The 14,630-nt window shown below is 69.2% G+C and carries 16 protein-coding genes; 3 read left to right on the plus strand and 13 right to left on the minus strand.

Annotated elements, in window-relative coordinates; genetic code table 11:
• Window positions 1–299: 299 nt before the first annotated feature.
• From ACPCHZ_RS09885 to ACPCHZ_RS09910, 6 genes are all read right to left on the minus strand, one after another.
• Window positions 300–1,844 carry a radical SAM protein gene (locus ACPCHZ_RS09885; RefSeq protein ID WP_423484703.1) on the minus strand — a complete coding sequence of 515 codons (1,545 nt, stop codon included), beginning with the start codon at window positions 1,842–1,844 and terminating at the stop codon, window positions 300–302.
• An 8-nt stretch (window positions 1,845–1,852) separates the two neighbouring features.
• Window positions 1,853–2,329, minus strand: coding sequence for a hypothetical protein (locus tag ACPCHZ_RS09890; RefSeq protein ID WP_423484548.1), 477 nt, complete (start codon window positions 2,327–2,329; stop codon window positions 1,853–1,855).
• Window positions 2,326–3,111, minus strand: coding sequence for a prolipoprotein diacylglyceryl transferase (locus ACPCHZ_RS09895; protein WP_423484549.1), 786 nt, complete (start codon window positions 3,109–3,111; stop codon window positions 2,326–2,328). Before ACPCHZ_RS09895 ends, ACPCHZ_RS09890 begins: the two co-directional genes overlap by 4 nt.
• Before the next feature lie 49 nt (window positions 3,112–3,160).
• Window positions 3,161–3,862 (minus strand): ZIP family metal transporter, encoded by a 702-nt coding sequence (locus ACPCHZ_RS09900; RefSeq protein WP_423484550.1) that lies wholly within the window; start codon window positions 3,860–3,862, stop codon window positions 3,161–3,163.
• A 10-nt stretch (window positions 3,863–3,872) separates the two neighbouring features.
• Window positions 3,873–4,340 (minus strand): DUF4383 domain-containing protein, encoded by a 468-nt coding sequence (locus ACPCHZ_RS09905; RefSeq protein ID WP_423484551.1) that lies wholly within the window; start codon window positions 4,338–4,340, stop codon window positions 3,873–3,875.
• A 79-nt stretch (window positions 4,341–4,419) separates the two neighbouring features.
• Window positions 4,420–6,291, minus strand: coding sequence for an acetate--CoA ligase (locus tag ACPCHZ_RS09910; protein WP_423484552.1), 1,872 nt, complete (start codon window positions 6,289–6,291; stop codon window positions 4,420–4,422).
• Window positions 6,292–6,364: 73 nt separating this feature from the next.
• Here ACPCHZ_RS09910 and ACPCHZ_RS09915 point away from each other — a divergent pair, with 73 nt between their 5' ends.
• Together ACPCHZ_RS09915 and ACPCHZ_RS09920 are read left to right on the plus strand one after the other, a co-directional pair.
• Entirely contained in the window at window positions 6,365–7,165 is an 801-nt protein-coding gene (locus ACPCHZ_RS09915) for an SDR family NAD(P)-dependent oxidoreductase (protein ID WP_423484553.1), read from the plus strand.
• Window positions 7,162–8,751, plus strand: coding sequence for a phytoene desaturase family protein (locus ACPCHZ_RS09920; RefSeq protein WP_423484554.1), 1,590 nt, complete (start codon window positions 7,162–7,164; stop codon window positions 8,749–8,751). Before ACPCHZ_RS09915 ends, ACPCHZ_RS09920 begins: the two co-directional genes overlap by 4 nt.
• A gap of 13 nt (window positions 8,752–8,764) precedes the next feature.
• Here ACPCHZ_RS09920 and ACPCHZ_RS09925 read toward each other — a convergent pair whose 3' ends face one another.
• From ACPCHZ_RS09925 to ACPCHZ_RS09935, 3 genes are all read right to left on the minus strand, one after another.
• The gene (locus ACPCHZ_RS09925; RefSeq protein WP_423484555.1) at window positions 8,765–9,406 is read right to left on the minus strand and encodes a TetR/AcrR family transcriptional regulator; all 642 of its coding nucleotides are present in this window, start codon (window positions 9,404–9,406) and stop codon (window positions 8,765–8,767) included.
• A 163-nt stretch (window positions 9,407–9,569) separates the two neighbouring features.
• Entirely contained in the window at window positions 9,570–10,706 is a 1,137-nt protein-coding gene (locus ACPCHZ_RS09930; RefSeq protein ID WP_423484556.1) for a serine hydrolase domain-containing protein, read from the minus strand.
• Between the two features lie 41 nt (window positions 10,707–10,747).
• Window positions 10,748–11,383 (minus strand): TetR/AcrR family transcriptional regulator, encoded by a 636-nt coding sequence (locus ACPCHZ_RS09935; RefSeq protein WP_423484557.1) that lies wholly within the window; start codon window positions 11,381–11,383, stop codon window positions 10,748–10,750.
• Between the two features lie 77 nt (window positions 11,384–11,460).
• On the opposite strand from ACPCHZ_RS09935, the gene ACPCHZ_RS09940 reads away from it, so the two are divergent.
• A complete protein-coding gene (locus ACPCHZ_RS09940; RefSeq protein WP_423484558.1) occupies window positions 11,461–12,129 on the plus strand; it encodes a DUF998 domain-containing protein in 669 nt (222 codons plus the stop codon).
• A 31-nt stretch (window positions 12,130–12,160) separates the two neighbouring features.
• Here the strand turns inward: ACPCHZ_RS09940 and ACPCHZ_RS09945 are convergent, their stop codons facing one another.
• The 4 genes from ACPCHZ_RS09945 to ACPCHZ_RS09960 are packed head-to-tail and all read right to left on the minus strand — an operon-like array spanning window position 12,161 to window position 14,569.
• Window positions 12,161–12,526, minus strand: coding sequence for a hypothetical protein (locus ACPCHZ_RS09945; RefSeq protein WP_423484559.1), 366 nt, complete (start codon window positions 12,524–12,526; stop codon window positions 12,161–12,163).
• A gap of 10 nt (window positions 12,527–12,536) precedes the next feature.
• On the minus strand, window positions 12,537–13,166 hold the full coding sequence (locus tag ACPCHZ_RS09950; protein WP_423484560.1) for a hypothetical protein: 630 nt from the start codon (window positions 13,164–13,166) through the stop codon (window positions 12,537–12,539).
• On the minus strand, window positions 13,159–13,848 hold the full coding sequence (locus ACPCHZ_RS09955; protein WP_423484561.1) for an MspA family porin: 690 nt from the start codon (window positions 13,846–13,848) through the stop codon (window positions 13,159–13,161). Before ACPCHZ_RS09955 ends, ACPCHZ_RS09950 begins: the two co-directional genes overlap by 8 nt.
• A 58-nt stretch (window positions 13,849–13,906) precedes the next feature.
• On the minus strand, window positions 13,907–14,569 hold the full coding sequence (locus ACPCHZ_RS09960) for an MspA family porin (RefSeq protein ID WP_423484562.1): 663 nt from the start codon (window positions 14,567–14,569) through the stop codon (window positions 13,907–13,909).
• Between the last annotated feature and the right edge of the window lie 61 nt (window positions 14,570–14,630).

Raw genomic sequence — 14,630 nt, forward strand, 5'->3', positions numbered from 1 at the left:
TATGGACGCGACCTGTCCTTCGTCCCACACGTAGATCGGGGTGCTCGGACGATTCGGGACACGCGTCGCAGGGGTCGGCACTCGGTGGCGCGCGGAACCGCCACAGAGCCGACGATCTCGTTTGGTGGTGAGACCCCTGAGACATGGTGAACTCGTCGTCCGCACGCTGTGTCGTCAACGAGGGGCGGAGAAAGAAGGCGCCGAGCGCCTTCGTGCCGGTCGACCAGAAAGAAGTCGCCTTCGACAATACTCACCGTCGAAATAGTTTGTCGAGATCACCGCGGGATGGGCCCGGTGCGTCAGGTGAGCTCGATCAACGGCAACTCGCGCCCCGCGGCGATGGAGAGCCGCTGCCGGCCGAGCGCGGGCCAGGCCTGCACGGCGCAGAACGGGGCGCACTGGTCCTGCGAGGATCTGGTGCCGACGTGCACGCAGCACTGCACGAGGCGCTCCTCGATCATCGTGGACATGTCCATGAACGGTTTGACGGTGAGCCGCACCACCCGTTCACCGAGGAGTCGCCGAATCTTGTTGCGGCGTCCGGGTAGCGCTGACGATGCCAGCGTCAGCATCGTCGGCATGCCGAGATCGCAGCTCTCGCAGATGATCCGCCAGATGTCACCGATCTTGGGATGCGACAGCGACGACTGCTCCGAGAGCAGGCCGAGCAGTGACTCCTGCACGGCGACCCGTAGCTGCTGCGGGATCTCGGCGTCGGCGATGCGATTGGCCACCAGGCCGAGCCGGTCCTTGAGAACGTCGTGCCCGATGAGTGACACCAGCGAGCGCCACCGGTCGCTGTCGTCGCGAATGAGGTAGCCGACCGAGCAGCAGTGCGGATGCGAGCACGGCAGTGCGGTGAGATCCCGCCAGGTCACCAGTCCGTCGGTCTGCGGACCCAGCCGGCTGAGCACCCCGGTGTGGGTGAGCCGGTCGAGCGGGTCGATCAGCCCGGACCGGCCGGAACCGAACTGTGGCTGAATCGTCAGCCCGCCGACGTAGGGGGTGGCCAGCGCCAGCCGCACCATCTGCCCGATCTCGTGGTCGTTGACCCCGAGGGTCACGGTCATCACCAGCGTGGTGAAGATCTCCCGCTCGGAGAGGCGCTGCAGTGCAGTGGCTTTCATCCTGCTCAGGTCTCCGCCGCGGTGGAAGCGGTGGGTCGTGGCGGCCTGGCCGTCGTACTGCAGGTACACCTCGACCCGTTGCCGGTGTTCGGTGAGCAGGTCGAGCAGCGCGTCGTCGGTGGCGATCCGGATGCCGTTGCTGTTGACCAGGATCCGGGTGATCGGCCGAGTCGTCAGTTCGGCGAGCAGCCGCGGGAGTTCCGGGTGCAGCGTCGGTTCGCCGCCGCTGAGCATCAGCACGTCGATGCGGCCGTTCTCCCGGGCCAGTCGCTGGTCGACATTCGCGAGCACGTCGGCCACCGGTACCACGTTGCGCAGATCGGGGGAGGAATCGGTGAAACAGGTGGGGCAGCGCAGATTGCAGGTCTCGGCGATGTCCTCGAGGAGGATGCAGGTGTGTTGGGTCTGCATCTCGGGCAGCCCGCGCAGATACGCCGAGGGCACCGGGTCGAAGTTTCCGGCGACGTCGGGCACGTGGGTCTTGGTCGGCGCGGTCCACTCCTCGAGGTAGCAAAGGATCTCGGGATCCTCGTCGTAGAGGGTGCGGACCAGACCGTGCTCGCGGCATCCTCGCTCCAGCCATACCCGGCCGCCGCGTTCGACCAGCCAGGCGTTGAGCCGGACGACGTCGGCGAGTGGCCGCTCCGGTGCCTCGTCGTGGCAGCGTGGGCAGTAGGCGGTGACGTATCGGTGAATGCGGTCGCCGCGCAGCGACATCCCGGGCGTCACGTCGTGTACAACTCGGGGTTGATGCCGGTGCAGAAACCGACGGTGACCAGGGAGGTGACCGCCCAGCCGATCATCAGGCCGAGCCCCAGTCCTCTGGCGTTGGGGTTCTTCGACCGCAGCAGCGCCGCACCCCCACCGAACGCGATGAGCAGCAGCATCACCGCCGCCCCACCGAAGACGGCGTCGGAATTGCTGGTCTGCGCTCCGACGATGAATGCGGCGAACGCCAGCACGGAGTTGACCATGATGTACAGCAGAGTGCCGAGCACCGCCAGGCCTGCGCTGATACCGGACTTCTGCTGTGGCGCCGGGTAGTACGGATATCCCGGCGGCGGGTAACCCGGCGGATAGCCCTGCGGCGGTCCCGGCGGATATCCCGGCGGCGGGCCCTGCGGGTAACCGGGCGGGGGACCCAACGGCCGGCCGTCCTCCGGATAGTCCTCGGGCGGTGGTTCCGAGGGTGGGAACGTCATACAGGTACTTCCTGGTCGCGGGCCGGTGAGCGATAGTACCCACGTCGGTGGCCGTACCACAGCCGAACCGCGATGATGAGCAGCGAGGGCAGCAGGAACCATTGCGGCCGAGTGAGATTCAGCCACACGGTTTCGTTGGCGCGAGTGAACTCGACCAGGAAGCGAAACGCCGCGTAACCGGCGATGTAGAGAACGAACAATTCCCCGGGCCGGCCGATGCGCGGTCGCAACCAGAGCAGCACCGCGAACGCGGTGAGCTGAAAGGCGATCTCGTACAGGAACGACGGGTGCATGGCCAGGCCGGCGAGACAGCCGGGGCATTCCGGGGTGCCCGGGGATGCGTGCACGCCCCAGGGCAGGCCGGTCGGGCGGCCGGGCGCGTCGGTGAGATGGCACCCGATGCGGCCGATCGCCATGCCGAGTGCCACGGCAGGCGCGAACAGGTCTCCGGTCTTTCCGCGGTAGCCGCCGACGCGTTTGGCGACGAGCACTCCGATGTAGGCGCCCAGCAGTCCGCCGAGGATGCTGCGTGAACCGAACTGCCACGCCTCGGCCAGGCTCGGGTTGGTGGAGAAGTCGAGATGGCGCGCCCATCCGGACAACCGCATGCCGATCGCTCCGCCGATGAGGGCGCCCGCCACGGCGACCAGCGACTGTTCGTTCACCGCTGCGCGCCTTCTGGCCTCGTGCACGAAGACCGCCATCGCCGCGAGCACCCCGAGCGCCACGAACACGCTGTGCACCGGCACCGCGAGCGGCCCGACGTGCCAGACGGGAACCATGGGCGCAACCTATCGTGTTCGGCCGGAGTCAGGCACCCGGTCGCGTCACTCAGGACGAGAGTGACAGCCCGGCCGCGAGGGCGAAGCCGAGGACGGCGGCCAATCCGGCGGATTCCCGGGCCTTCTCGGTGGCCTCCGGGATCATCGAACCGACCAGCATGACGAGCAACGCACCCGCCGCGAAACCGTCGATACCACCACGCATCTGGTCACCGGCGAACTCCTGGAGTTGATAGCCCGCGGCAGTCGCCGCCACGCACAGCAGGGCGACCGCGCCCCAGCCCGCCATGATGAGCTTCGCGGGGCGCCCGGCGGCGCGCATGTCGGTGGCCGAGCCGATGGACTCCGGCAGGTTCGACACGAAGATCGCGAGCAGCAGCGCCGGACTGACGGCGCCGCCGCCGGCGATGCCGATGCCGAGGACGGCCTGCTCCGGGATGCCGTCGAGGAGGGCGCCGAGCAGCAGTGGCCATCCCGTCGTCGGCCCGCCGCCACCGATGCGGTCGACGGCCCGGTCGGCGACGAAGAAGGTCACGGCGCCGAGCGCCAGCCCGACCGAGACCGCCAGCGCGCCGCCGACGCGAAAACCTTCCTCCGCCAACTCGAACGAGATGCTCGACACCAAGGCGCCCGCACCGAATCCGAGCACCCAGCCGACCAGTCGCCCGTTCCAGGTGTGCGCCACGCCGGCGAGCGCGCCGATCAACAGCGAGGACGCTGCGACGGCACCCCACAGCAGCGCGCTCAGCACATGGTCGAGCCTAGGCCGGGGCCGCCCGCCTGCGCACCCGTTGCTTCGTCGGATCGCGCCGGCCGCTCAGCGTCAGGCCCAGCAGCAGCATGCCCGCGCCCAGCCCGAGGTGCAGCCAGTTGTCGGCGTTGTTCAGCGGCACGAAATTGGCTTGGCTGCCATGGTCGATGAGCAGGCCGTACACCCAGAGTCCGAGGTAGGCCACGCCGCCGCCCAGGAGGTAGAGCCGGGAGCCGACGTAGCTACGGGCCGACAACAGCCCGATCACGCCGAACGCCAGATGCAGCGCGTTGTGCAGTCCGGACACCGCGAACGTCCCGAACAGCATGGCCCCGGAGTGGTGGCCCACCCACTCCAGCCGGTCGTAGTGACTGGTCAGGCCAGGAATGAAGCCGGCGGCACCGGCCACCAGGAATGCGGCGGCGACGATGATCGCCGCACCCTGGACGGCCATGTACTTCGGAGTGGTCGTCGTCATCGCCATGCCTCCCTTCGCTCATATTGACGGAGCAGTAGAAGGGAAATACCCCTACGCAGGTCTAACTAACCGGCGGCGGTCAGCCTTTCAGCACCGGTGCCAGGGCGTCGATCACCGACGGGTCCTCGATGGTCGACGGCAACGGCTCGTCGCGGCCCTCGGCGATACCGCGCATCGTCTTGCGCAAGATCTTGCCCGAGCGCGTCTTCGGCAGCGCCGACACCACGTCGACGGTCTTGAAAGCGGCCACGGCGCCGATGTTCTGCCGTACGGCCTCGACGAGTTCCTCGGCAAGTCCGTCGGCCGAGGCTCCGGACTTGAGCACGACCAATCCGCGCGGCACCTGTCCCTTGATGTCGTCGGCCACCCCGATGACGGCGCACTCGGCGACCGCCGGATGGTCGGCCAGCACGGCCTCGATCGATCCCGTCGACATCCGGTGCCCGGCCACGTTGATGACGTCGTCGGTGCGGCCCATCACGAACAGGTAGCCGTCGTCGTCGAGGTAGCCGCCGTCGCCGGTCAGATAGTGGCCGGGGAAGGCGGACAGGTACGACGACACGTAGCGGTCGTCGTCGCCCCACAGCGTCGGCAGGGTGCCCGGCGGCAGCGGCAGCCGGACGCAGATCGCGCCTTCTTCGCCGGGGTCGCACGCTGATCCGTCCGGCCGCAGGATCCGTACGTCGTATCCGGGCATCGGCACGGTCGCCGATCCCGGCTTGACCGGAATCTGCTCGACGCCCATCGGGTCGGCGGCGATCGCCCAGCCGGTCTCGGTCTGCCACCAGTGGTCGATCACCGGGACGCCCAGTTTCTCTGCGGCCCAGTGGTAGGTGCCGGGGTCGAGCCGCTCACCGGCCTGGAACAGGTACTGCAGCGCGGACAGGTCGTGGTCGCCGATGTGCCGGCCCTCGGGGTCTTCCTTCTTGATCGCCCGGATGGCCGTCGGCGCGGTGAACAACGCCTTGACCCGGTGCTGGGCGGCGACCCGCCAGAATGCGCCCGCGTCGGGCGTGCCGACCGGTTTGCCCTCGTACAGCACGGTCGTCGCCCCGGCGAGCAGCGGCGCGTAGACGATGTAGGAGTGGCCGACGACCCAGCCGACGTCGGACGCCGCCCAGTACACGTCGCCGGGCGCGGTGTCGTAGACGTGGCGCATGCTCCACAGCAGCGCGACGGCGTGGCCGCCGTTGTCGCGGACGATGCCCTTGGGTCTTCCGGTGGTGCCGGAGGTGTACAGCACGTAGAGCGGGTCGGTGGCGGCGACCGGTACCGGGTCGACGGGTGCGGCGCCTGCCGCCAGTTCGGCCCAGTCGTGGTCGCGGCCGGGGGTGAGCGTGCACGGCGACTGCTCGCGCTGCAGGATCACGCATGCCGACGGCTGGTGCTCAGCGCGCTCGAGGGCGGCGTCGAGCATCGGCTTGTAGTCCACGATGCGGGTCGGTTCGATGCCGCACGACGCCGTCACCACGACGGTGGGGCGGGCGTCGTCGATGCGGGCGGCGAGTTCGTGGGCCGCGAAGCCGCCGAACACCACCGAGTGCACGGCGCCCAGCCGTGCGCAGGCCAGCATCGCGATGACGGCCTCGGGCACCATCGGCAGGTAGATCACGACGCGGTCGCCTTTCCCGACGCCCAGGCCGCGCAGAGCGCCGGCGAAGCGCGACGTCAGGTCGAGCAGTTCGCGGTAGCTGTAGGTGCGGGTGGCGCCGGTGACCGGCGAGTCGTAGATCAGGGCTGCCTGCTCGGCGCGGCCACCGTCGACATGGCGGTCCAGCGCGTTGGCGCAGGTGTTCATCTCGCCGTCGGGGAACCAGCGGTAGAACGGCGGATTGTCGTCGTCCAGAATGCGTTTCGGTTCGCGGGTCCAGGTGACAGCGGTCGCGGCGTCACCCCAGAAGGCCGTCGGGTCGGCGATGCTGGCGTCGAACAGTTCCCGGTAGGCACCCATCTCCGTACGGTAACCCCGATGGCGGTGCCCACCGTGGTCGTTTGACGCGAGGGGCGGCGGGTAGTCCGTGGCCATGGCAGCCCAGCGTCCGCGCGCTCTCGTCACCGGCGGGTCGAGTGGTATCGGTCTGGAGCTGGTGAAGCTGTTCGCGCGGGACGGCTACGACGTGGTCGTGGCCGCCGACGGGGACGGCGTCCACGAGGTCGCCGATGTCGTGGCGGACGCCGGTGTGGACGTCGAACCCGTCCAGGTGGACCTGAGGGACCCCGACGGCGTGGAGCGGCTCTACCGTGCGGCCACCTCCGAGGGGCGGGTGCTGGACGCGGCGGCGCTCAACGCGGGCACCGGCCGGGCCGGGCCGTTCGTCACCGGACCGCTCGAGAAGGACCTCGGCATCGTCGACCTCAACGTGCGCTCCACGGTGCACCTGGCCAAGCTCGTGCTCACCGACATGGCGGCGCGGGGCGCGGGCCGGGTCCTCATCACGTCGTCGATCGTGGCCACCATGCCGGGCTCGCGCCAGAGCATGTACAACGCGTCGAAATCGTTCGTGCAGTCGTTCGCCACCGCGGTGCACGACGAACTGCGGGGCAGCGGGGTGACGGTGACGGCACTGGCCCCCGGCCCGGTGGACACCAACTTCTTCGCCCGGACCGGGATGCTGGACACCGTGCTCGGGCGACTGCCCGGCAAGGACGATCCGCGTCAGGTCGCCGAGCAGGGCTACCGCGCGATGATGCGCGGGGAAGCCAGAGTGGTCGCCGCGTCGCCGCTCTCCAAGGCGACGGCACTGGCGAACTCGGTGCTGCCGGACTCGGTGAAGGCCACGGCCAACAGGCTGATCATGACTCCGTTGGACAAGCGGGCGCGGTGAGCGAATCGGCGGACGCGGTCGTCATCGGCGCGGGACACAACGGCCTGGTCGCCGCGGCGCTGTTGGCCGACGCCGGCTGGGACGTCCTGGTGCTCGAGGCGCAGCCCGAACCGGGCGGCGCGGTGAAGAGCGCAGAACTGTTCCCCGGGTACGTCTCCGACCTCTACAGCGCGTTCTACCCGCTGTCGATCGAGTCACCGGCGCTTCGGGCGCTGCATCTCGAGGAGCACGGCCTGCGTTGGGTGCACGCTCCCGCGGTGGTGGGCCACGCACGGTCGGCCGCCGACGACGATGCGCCGGTGATCTACCGTGACATCGACCGCACCGCAGCCGATCTGGAGCGGCGCGCGCCCGGCGACGGTGACCGGTGGCGGGAGCTGTTCGACCAGTGGCAGCACATCAAGGCCCCGGTGTTCTCGGCCCTGTTCGCACCGTTCCCGCCGGTCCGCGGTGCGGCGGGGATGCTGCGCCGGCTCGGCAGTGCCGGGGCGCTGCGGTTCCTGCACCGGCTGCTGTTGCCGGCCGGCGTGCTCGCCGAGCAGTTGTTCGACGGTGATGCCGCCCGGCTTCTGTTGCTGGGCAACGCGATGCACGCGGACGTGCCGATCGACGCGCCGGGCAGCGGCCTGATGGGATACCTGCTGGTGATGATGGCCCAGGACGGCGGTTTCCCGGTGCCCGAGGGCGGCGCGGGTCAGCTCACCGCGGCCCTGGCGAGCCGGGCCCGGTCGGCGGGTGCGCGCATCGAGTGCTCGCGCGAGGTGACACGGATCGACGTCAGCGGCGGTCGCGCGGTCGCGGTCCACACCGCTGACGGATCGACCGTACGGGTCCGGCGCGCGGTGGTCGCCGACACCTCGGCGCCGCGGCTGTTCGGCAGCCTGCTCCCCGAGGCGGCGGTGCCTCCGGCCGTGCACCGGGGGATGGCCCAGTTCGTCTGGGACACACCGGTCTTGAAGATCAACTACGCGCTCGACGGGCCGATTCCATGGCGGTCGCCGAACCTCAACGAGGCAGGCACGGTGCATCTGGGCGCCGACCGCGACGGGTTGATCCGATGGATGGCCGACCTCAACACGGCCACGGTGCCGGAGCAGCCGTTCATGCTGTTCGGTCAGATGACCACCGCGGACGCCGGCCGCTCACCGGCGGGCACGGAGAGCGCCTGGGCCTACACGCACCTGCCCCGAGGCATGTCCGACGACGAGTCCGCCGACCGGTTGTCGGTGGCGGTCGACCGGGTGCTCGAGGAGCATGCGCCGGGCTTCGCCGGCCGGATCGTGGGCAAGGCGATCCAGCGGCCGTCGGACCTCGAGGCAAGTGACGCCAACCTGCACACCGGCGCCGTCAATGGCGGGACGTCACAGATCTCCCAGCAGTTGATATTCCGGCCGGCGCCGGGGTTCGGGCGGGCCGAGACGCCGGTGCAGAACGTCTTCCTCGGCAGCGCCGCCGCGTCGCCCGGCGGCGGTGTGCACGGGATCTGCGGCCGCAACGCCGCGCGTGCCGCGTTGGCCTCCGCCGGGGTGCGGGGCTGGCCGCGGCGCCGGCTCACCGCCGCGGTGAACTCACTGTTCCTGCGCTGAGCGGCAGCCGGCCTCAGCGCGCGTTTCCCAGCGCGTTCTCGACGACGGGGGTCAGTACCTCGTCGGCGAAGCGCCGCAGTTGCGCCTCGTCGCCGACGGCGGGATCAGCGGGCGGAGCGCCCAGGTAGGTGACGAACAGCCGCGCGAACGTGTCGGCGACCCAACGCACCTGCTGTGAGGGCTCGCCGGGTGCGTCACCGTGGATCTCGCGCGCGATGAACGCCGCACCCATGGACAGTATTTCGTTGTCGTTGGCGGCGACGGTCTCCAACGCGAGCCCGGGTTCGGTGATGGCCAGTCGTCGGAGCAGTGGATGTCGTTGCGCGAAGGTGACGGCCGCGACGAACGCCTCGGAGACGCTGGTGCGCCGGTCCTCGGCGCGGTCGATCCCGGCCGCCACGGCCGCGAGGAAGCGCTGGATCTCCCGCAGCCGCAACGCCTGATTCATGTCGTCGCGCCGGGGGAAGCGCCGGTACACCGTCATTCGTCCCAGCTTGCTGCGGCGCACGACGTCCTCCACGGTGACGCGATCGAGCCCGACGGCGGCGGCCTCGGTCAACGCGGCGTCCAGTATCCGGTCCCGGGTGGTGTCGGGATCCGGCGGGAGGCCGCGCGCGGCCTGACCGACGAGGACCGCGAACTCCGAGGCGCTCATCCGGGCGCGGTGTCGTGTGCGACGTGCACCGTCCTCGTCGCGTGCTCGCACGAACCCATCGGACTGCCTCCCGGGGCGTAGGTGGTACGCATGCTACTGAAAACGTATCTCACGTATCTGGCGCGGTCATGGTCGGGCACCCGATGCGCTTCCGAACTCAGGGCTAGGCCGAGGCGGGGATCGCATAGACGCGGCCGGGAGTGGCGACCGTCGTGACCGCTTCCGCGATCTTCGTCGAGGCGTCCTCGGAGACATCGGAGTTCACGATCACGACGAGGGTCGCGTCGCGCTCCGGCAGGTACACGGCGACCGTCTGATAACCGGGGATGTCGCCGTTGTGCCCGATCCAGCCGTGAAAGTCGGCGAGGGCGAACATGTAGCCGATGCCGGGCGCCGCCTCGGTGGGCCTGGCCGTCCTCTCCTGGTGCGTCCATGGCAGCAGCAGCGCACCTTTCGCCACGGCGGGCGCCCATGTGCGCAGATCCCGGTAGGTGGAGACCATCGCGCCCGCAGCCCAGGCGACGGAAGGATTCCACAGTGTGGTGTCGACCGGTTCGCCGTCCGGCGTTTCGGCGTAACCGTGGGTATAGGGTGGGGGCATCGCTCCGTTGGCCGGAAAGCTGGTGTGTGCCAGCCCGAGTGGGCCGGTGACGTGCTGCGCCAGGTAGTCGCCGAGACGCTGCCCGGTGACACTCTCGATCACCATGCCCAGCAGCACGGTGTTGGTGTTGGAGTACTCGAACTCCGTGTCGGGCGGGAAGTTCGTCGGGTGGGCGAACGCGATGTCGACGAGTTCGCGCGGGGTGAACGCCGCCGCGTCGGGCCCCTTGCCGCCCTCGGCGAGATAACGGTCGAGGAACGCTTCGTCGGTCGTGTAGTTGAACAGTCCGCTGCGCATCCGGCCGAGCATGTCGAGGGTGATCACGTCACCGGACGGCACGCCGCTGACGTAGCGGGAGATGGGGTCGTTCAGCCGGATTCGGCCCTGGTCGACCAGTTGCAGGACGGCGGTGCCGGTGATGGTCTTGGTGACACTGCCGATGCGGGTGTGGTCGGCCGCCGAGATCGGTGTGCCTGCGGCGGTGTCGCTTTCGCCCAGGGCCCTGACGTACTCGAGCGTGCCGGGAATCGACAGGCCGACGATCGCGCCCGGCACGCCGGCCTCGGCGAACACCCTGTCGACGGCCGCGTCCAGTGCGGCGGCCAGGGCGTCGCCGGGCTGTGCGTCGGCGACCACCGGTGCGGTGAGCAGCGTCAGAACTCCGAGCAGGAGGGCGAGCGTCGCACGCAGGGGCCTCATGCGCAGACCGTAGCCGAGCGCGTGGCCGTCGGTGAGGGAGGTCAGCGATGGCGTCGCTGGTAGATCACCAAGAATGCGTCGGCCACGGCGCGGGCGTGTCCCTCGACGTCGAGTCCCTCGAGCGTCGCGGGGCCGCCGAAGAACAACGCGCGATCGATCCAGTGGCCGACGGCAAGGGAGGCGAAATGGATTGCCGCCGAATCGCCATCGGATATGGAGAGCAGTCCGCGCTCATCCAGTTTCCCGAATGCGGTCGCGAGCGCCTGCAAGGTCTGGGCCGGCGCCTGGCGGTAGTAGGTCAGTGCGAGCTCGGGCAGGGCATTGGCTTGGCCGATGACCAGGCGGCGCAACTGCACGACGGGCTCGGCGAGTACCGACCGAAGGTAATCGGCCGCCAACGTGGCCAGATCGCGATGCACGTCGTCACTGTCCGCCAGCGCCGCGATCCGCTGTACGAACGGCTGTACCGCCGTATTCATCGCCGCACTCACGATTGCCTCCAGCAACTCGCGTTTGTCGCCGAAATGCTTGTACACGGTCTGCTTCGACACGACGGCGAGCGCGGCGATCTCATCGACGCTCGTGCCTCGGTAGCCCTTGGAGAGGAAGAGTTCGCGGCCCGCGGACATGATCGCTTCCCGTTTGCGCGCTGAGCGCGCCGGCAGTGCGGCTGTCATCGATCTCCTCCCAGGTGTACTGGACAGTCTAGTTCCAGCGGTAGTACTGTACGGTCTAGTTCAGCGAAGGGACGGCCGTGGCCACCACCGAATGTCCGCCACTTGCGGATCGCATCACGAAATCGCTACTGGGATATGGCGTCATCGCCGGACCGCTCTACGTGCTGACAGCGTTCGGACAGGCCGTTTTCCGGGACGGCTACGACCCGTCACGCCACACCGTCAGCCAGTTCGCAAATGGTGACTGGGGATGGATCCAGATCGCCAGTTTCCTCGTGACCGGGGCGATGACGATCGCCGCTGCCGTGGGCATCGGCCGCGCGCTGAAGCCGGGCCGACGGGCGAGTTGGGCGGCGGTGCTCATCGGGGTCTACGGTGCCGCGCTGATCGTCGCCGGGATCTTCCCCGCCGACCCTGCCGACGGGTTTCCGCCGGGCACGCCGGAAGGGGCGGGATCAGTGAGCGGCCATGGGCTCGCCCATTTCGCGGCGGCCGGTGTCGGCTTCGCCTGCCTGATCGCTGCAGCCTTCGTCATCGCGGGCTGGTTGTCGGACCGAGGTTCAGTCCGCTGGGCCTGGTTCTCGCGAATTGTCGCAGGCTTTTTCGGCGCGGCCTTCGTCGCGACGGCCTCGGGTGCCCATGGGGCACTGACGATGTACGCCTTCACCGTGGCGGTGATCGTGATGTGGGGCTGGCTGTCGGCGCTCTCCGTCAAGGTGTACGGGATGGTCGGACGCCCGACGTGACGTCCCTGCTCCCGACCTGATCCGCGGGTGGTCAGCCCACCTTGCCTGCGGGGTTGGTTCCCGTGCCCGCACTGCCGTTGCCGGTGGCGGTTCCGCCGGGGCCCTGTCCAGCCGCGGGGTTGATCCCGGACCCCGCACTGCCGTTGCCGGTGGCGGTTCCGCCCGTGCCCTGTCCGGCGGCGGGGTTGATCCCTGACCCGGCGTTGTAGTTCCCGACGGCCGTGGGGGCTGCCGTGCTCGACGAGGTGCTGCTCGACGTCGTGGTGCTGCTCGATGGTGACGCGGGTGCATTGGTGTTGGGGGCTGACGGCTGCGCGGTGGCGTTCGCCGCGCCCAGCACGACGGCGACCGACAGTGCGGCGGTACCCACCATCACCGTGAAGGTTTCGCGATTCATGTGTGTCGTCCTAAGGGGTGAGTGGCGGGGCCTGGGGGCCCGGGGGCACCTCGGCAGGCGTGGGTGGGGGAGGAACGGATGCGGCCGGCGGACCGCCGAGGCCGGGCGGAAGAGCCGTCCCGGGTAGCGGTGCGGTGCCCGGAAGCGGCGCGCCGAGTTGCTCTTTGGGCAGCCGGCCCAGCAGTGCACCCTTGAGATTGCCCTCGCGGTACATCCCGTGCAGCCGACGCAGGTAGTCCAGCCGACCCAGGTCGGCGTTCTCCTGTCCCGGGGCCACCCCAGCCACCGCGCCATCGCCGGGTGCGGCGGGTTCGGTGTTTTGCGGGAGCAGGTATCCGCCGTTGAGCGCGTTGAGGTTCGGCGGGGTGCCCGGCGCGGCGCCGGGAGCTGCGGGCACCGGGTTCTGGCCCAGGAGCACCTCGGTGCCGGTCGGACCCGCGATGGGCATACCCGCCGGGCCGCCCGGTTGGCCGGCCTGCGCGAGCGGACTGGTGACGGCCGCCGGGGGTGGCGCGGGTGCGGGCGGTGGCGGGGGCGGAACCTCCGAAACCGGTTGGGCCCCCGCCACACCGCCCGCACCGAACACGCCCGCGCAGGCGAGCGCACCGACCAGGGCGGCGCGCACGCGGATGTCAGACAACCTTGGTGACACCGTAGTAGGCGACGACGTCGTCGGTGTCGGTCGTGGTGCTCGTCAAGATCGCATACGACCGCAGGAAGGACTGACCGACGCAGTTGTCGATCTTGATGTGCACGTCCTTCACCGTGACCCGCGCTTCGGTCGCCTTGAACGACTTCTTGTCGACCAGGACGCTGATCACCTCACCCGGACGGGGTTCGACCTCGATCTGGCCCTGAATGGGCACCGTCAAACCGGTGGGCACGAGGCCGCCCGCGAATCGCGATCCGGACGTTCCGAGACCGACCGAGCCGTTCAACTTGATCTTGTCCATGGCGATGCCGCAACCGATCTGGAATCCGGTCTCCAGCGTTCCGCCGCCGAGTGTCGTCGAACCGTCGCCCTTGACCGAACCGGTGAATGTCGCGCCGACGAGATATTCGCGCGACGACACCGCCGTGGTCAGCGGCGCGACCGGCAATTGCGATTCATTACTCGCTGCGACATTCAGTTCCCAGCCGTCAGGCGTGTGGACGATTCCGGGCGGCCCGGACGGCACCGCACCCGTGTCCGGCGGCGGCGGGGGCGGCGCCGCGTCACCTGCCGGCGGTGGTGGTGGGGCGGGTTCGGCAGCCACCGTCGGCGCGACGTAGAGCGGCACCACCACGCACAGCGCGGCCAGTGGCGCGATGCACCTCATCATGCGGCCTTTCGTCGTCGTGTCGGAATCATCGGAGTGTGGTCGCATATTCCCATTCATTTCAGACGGCCTTTGTGACGCCGAGGTACGTGATCACGTCGTCGGTGTTCTCCGTCGAACTCGTCAATGTCGCATAAGAACGCAAGAATGACTGTCCGGCGCAGCCGTCGATTTTCACCCGGAATCCAGTGATCGTGATCCGGGGCGCTTTTCCTTTGAACGATTTCTTGTCGACCGGGACAATGCTGACGGTGCCCGGCTTCAACACAACCTTGATCTGTCCGGTGATGGACGCGCCGAATACCGGATCGTTATTGGCGAGCGGTATGGCGATTCCCGGTGTCAGGCCGGCGCCGCCGATCAATTCGACATCGTCGGCGTTTATGCCGCAGCCGATCTGGAAGCCGGCCTCGAGCGACCCGCCGGACAGCTTGGTATCGCCGCTGCCCTCGACGGACCCCGTGAAGGTGCCGCCCACCAGATACTCGCGAGAGGACAGAGCCGTCGTCAGGGGCGCGACCGCTTGCTGGGTCTCGTTACTGCCCAACACATTCAGGTGCCACCCGTCGGGGGTGTCGAGCACCCCGGGAGGCCCCGACGGCACTGCTGCCACCGGAGGTGGTGGTGGAGGCGCCGGAGCAGGCAGTGGCTGCGCGGCGGCATTCCCGGCCGCCAACGGCAGCACCAGGCAGGCCGCGACGAGCGGAAGGATTCGGTTCAACATTGCGCCTCTCGGGGTTTGTGACTCCGCAGATCGTGTCGCGGAAATCATCAGTACGGTAGGT

The organism is Mycobacterium sp. NPDC050041, from assembly GCF_049541695.1.
Taxonomy (GTDB): domain Bacteria; phylum Actinomycetota; class Actinomycetes; order Mycobacteriales; family Mycobacteriaceae; genus Mycobacterium.

What these genes read in the sequence shown, in the direction of transcription:
- ACPCHZ_RS09885 (WP_423484703.1), bottom strand. Translation starts at nt 1,844, where the DNA reads ATGTCGCTGCGCGGCGACCGCATTCACCGATACGTCACCGCCTACTGC.
- ACPCHZ_RS09890 (WP_423484548.1), bottom strand. Translation starts at nt 2,329, where the DNA reads ATGACGTTCCCACCCTCGGAACCACCGCCCGAGGACTATCCGGAGGAC.
- ACPCHZ_RS09895 (WP_423484549.1), bottom strand. Translation starts at nt 3,111, where the DNA reads ATGGTTCCCGTCTGGCACGTCGGGCCGCTCGCGGTGCCGGTGCACAGC.
- ACPCHZ_RS09905 (WP_423484551.1), bottom strand. Translation starts at nt 4,340, where the DNA reads ATGACGACGACCACTCCGAAGTACATGGCCGTCCAGGGTGCGGCGATC.
- ACPCHZ_RS09910 (WP_423484552.1), bottom strand. Translation starts at nt 6,291, where the DNA reads ATGGGTGCCTACCGGGAACTGTTCGACGCCAGCATCGCCGACCCGACG.
- ACPCHZ_RS09915 (WP_423484553.1), top strand. Translation starts at nt 6,365, where the DNA reads ATGGCAGCCCAGCGTCCGCGCGCTCTCGTCACCGGCGGGTCGAGTGGT.
- ACPCHZ_RS09925 (WP_423484555.1), bottom strand. Translation starts at nt 9,406, where the DNA reads ATGAGCGCCTCGGAGTTCGCGGTCCTCGTCGGTCAGGCCGCGCGCGGC.
- ACPCHZ_RS09930 (WP_423484556.1), bottom strand. Translation starts at nt 10,706, where the DNA reads ATGAGGCCCCTGCGTGCGACGCTCGCCCTCCTGCTCGGAGTTCTGACG.
- ACPCHZ_RS09935 (WP_423484557.1), bottom strand. Translation starts at nt 11,383, where the DNA reads ATGACAGCCGCACTGCCGGCGCGCTCAGCGCGCAAACGGGAAGCGATC.
- ACPCHZ_RS09945 (WP_423484559.1), bottom strand. Translation starts at nt 12,526, where the DNA reads ATGAATCGCGAAACCTTCACGGTGATGGTGGGTACCGCCGCACTGTCG.
- ACPCHZ_RS09955 (WP_423484561.1), bottom strand. Translation starts at nt 13,848, where the DNA reads ATGATGAGGTGCATCGCGCCACTGGCCGCGCTGTGCGTGGTGGTGCCG.
- ACPCHZ_RS09960 (WP_423484562.1), bottom strand. Translation starts at nt 14,569, where the DNA reads ATGTTGAACCGAATCCTTCCGCTCGTCGCGGCCTGCCTGGTGCTGCCG.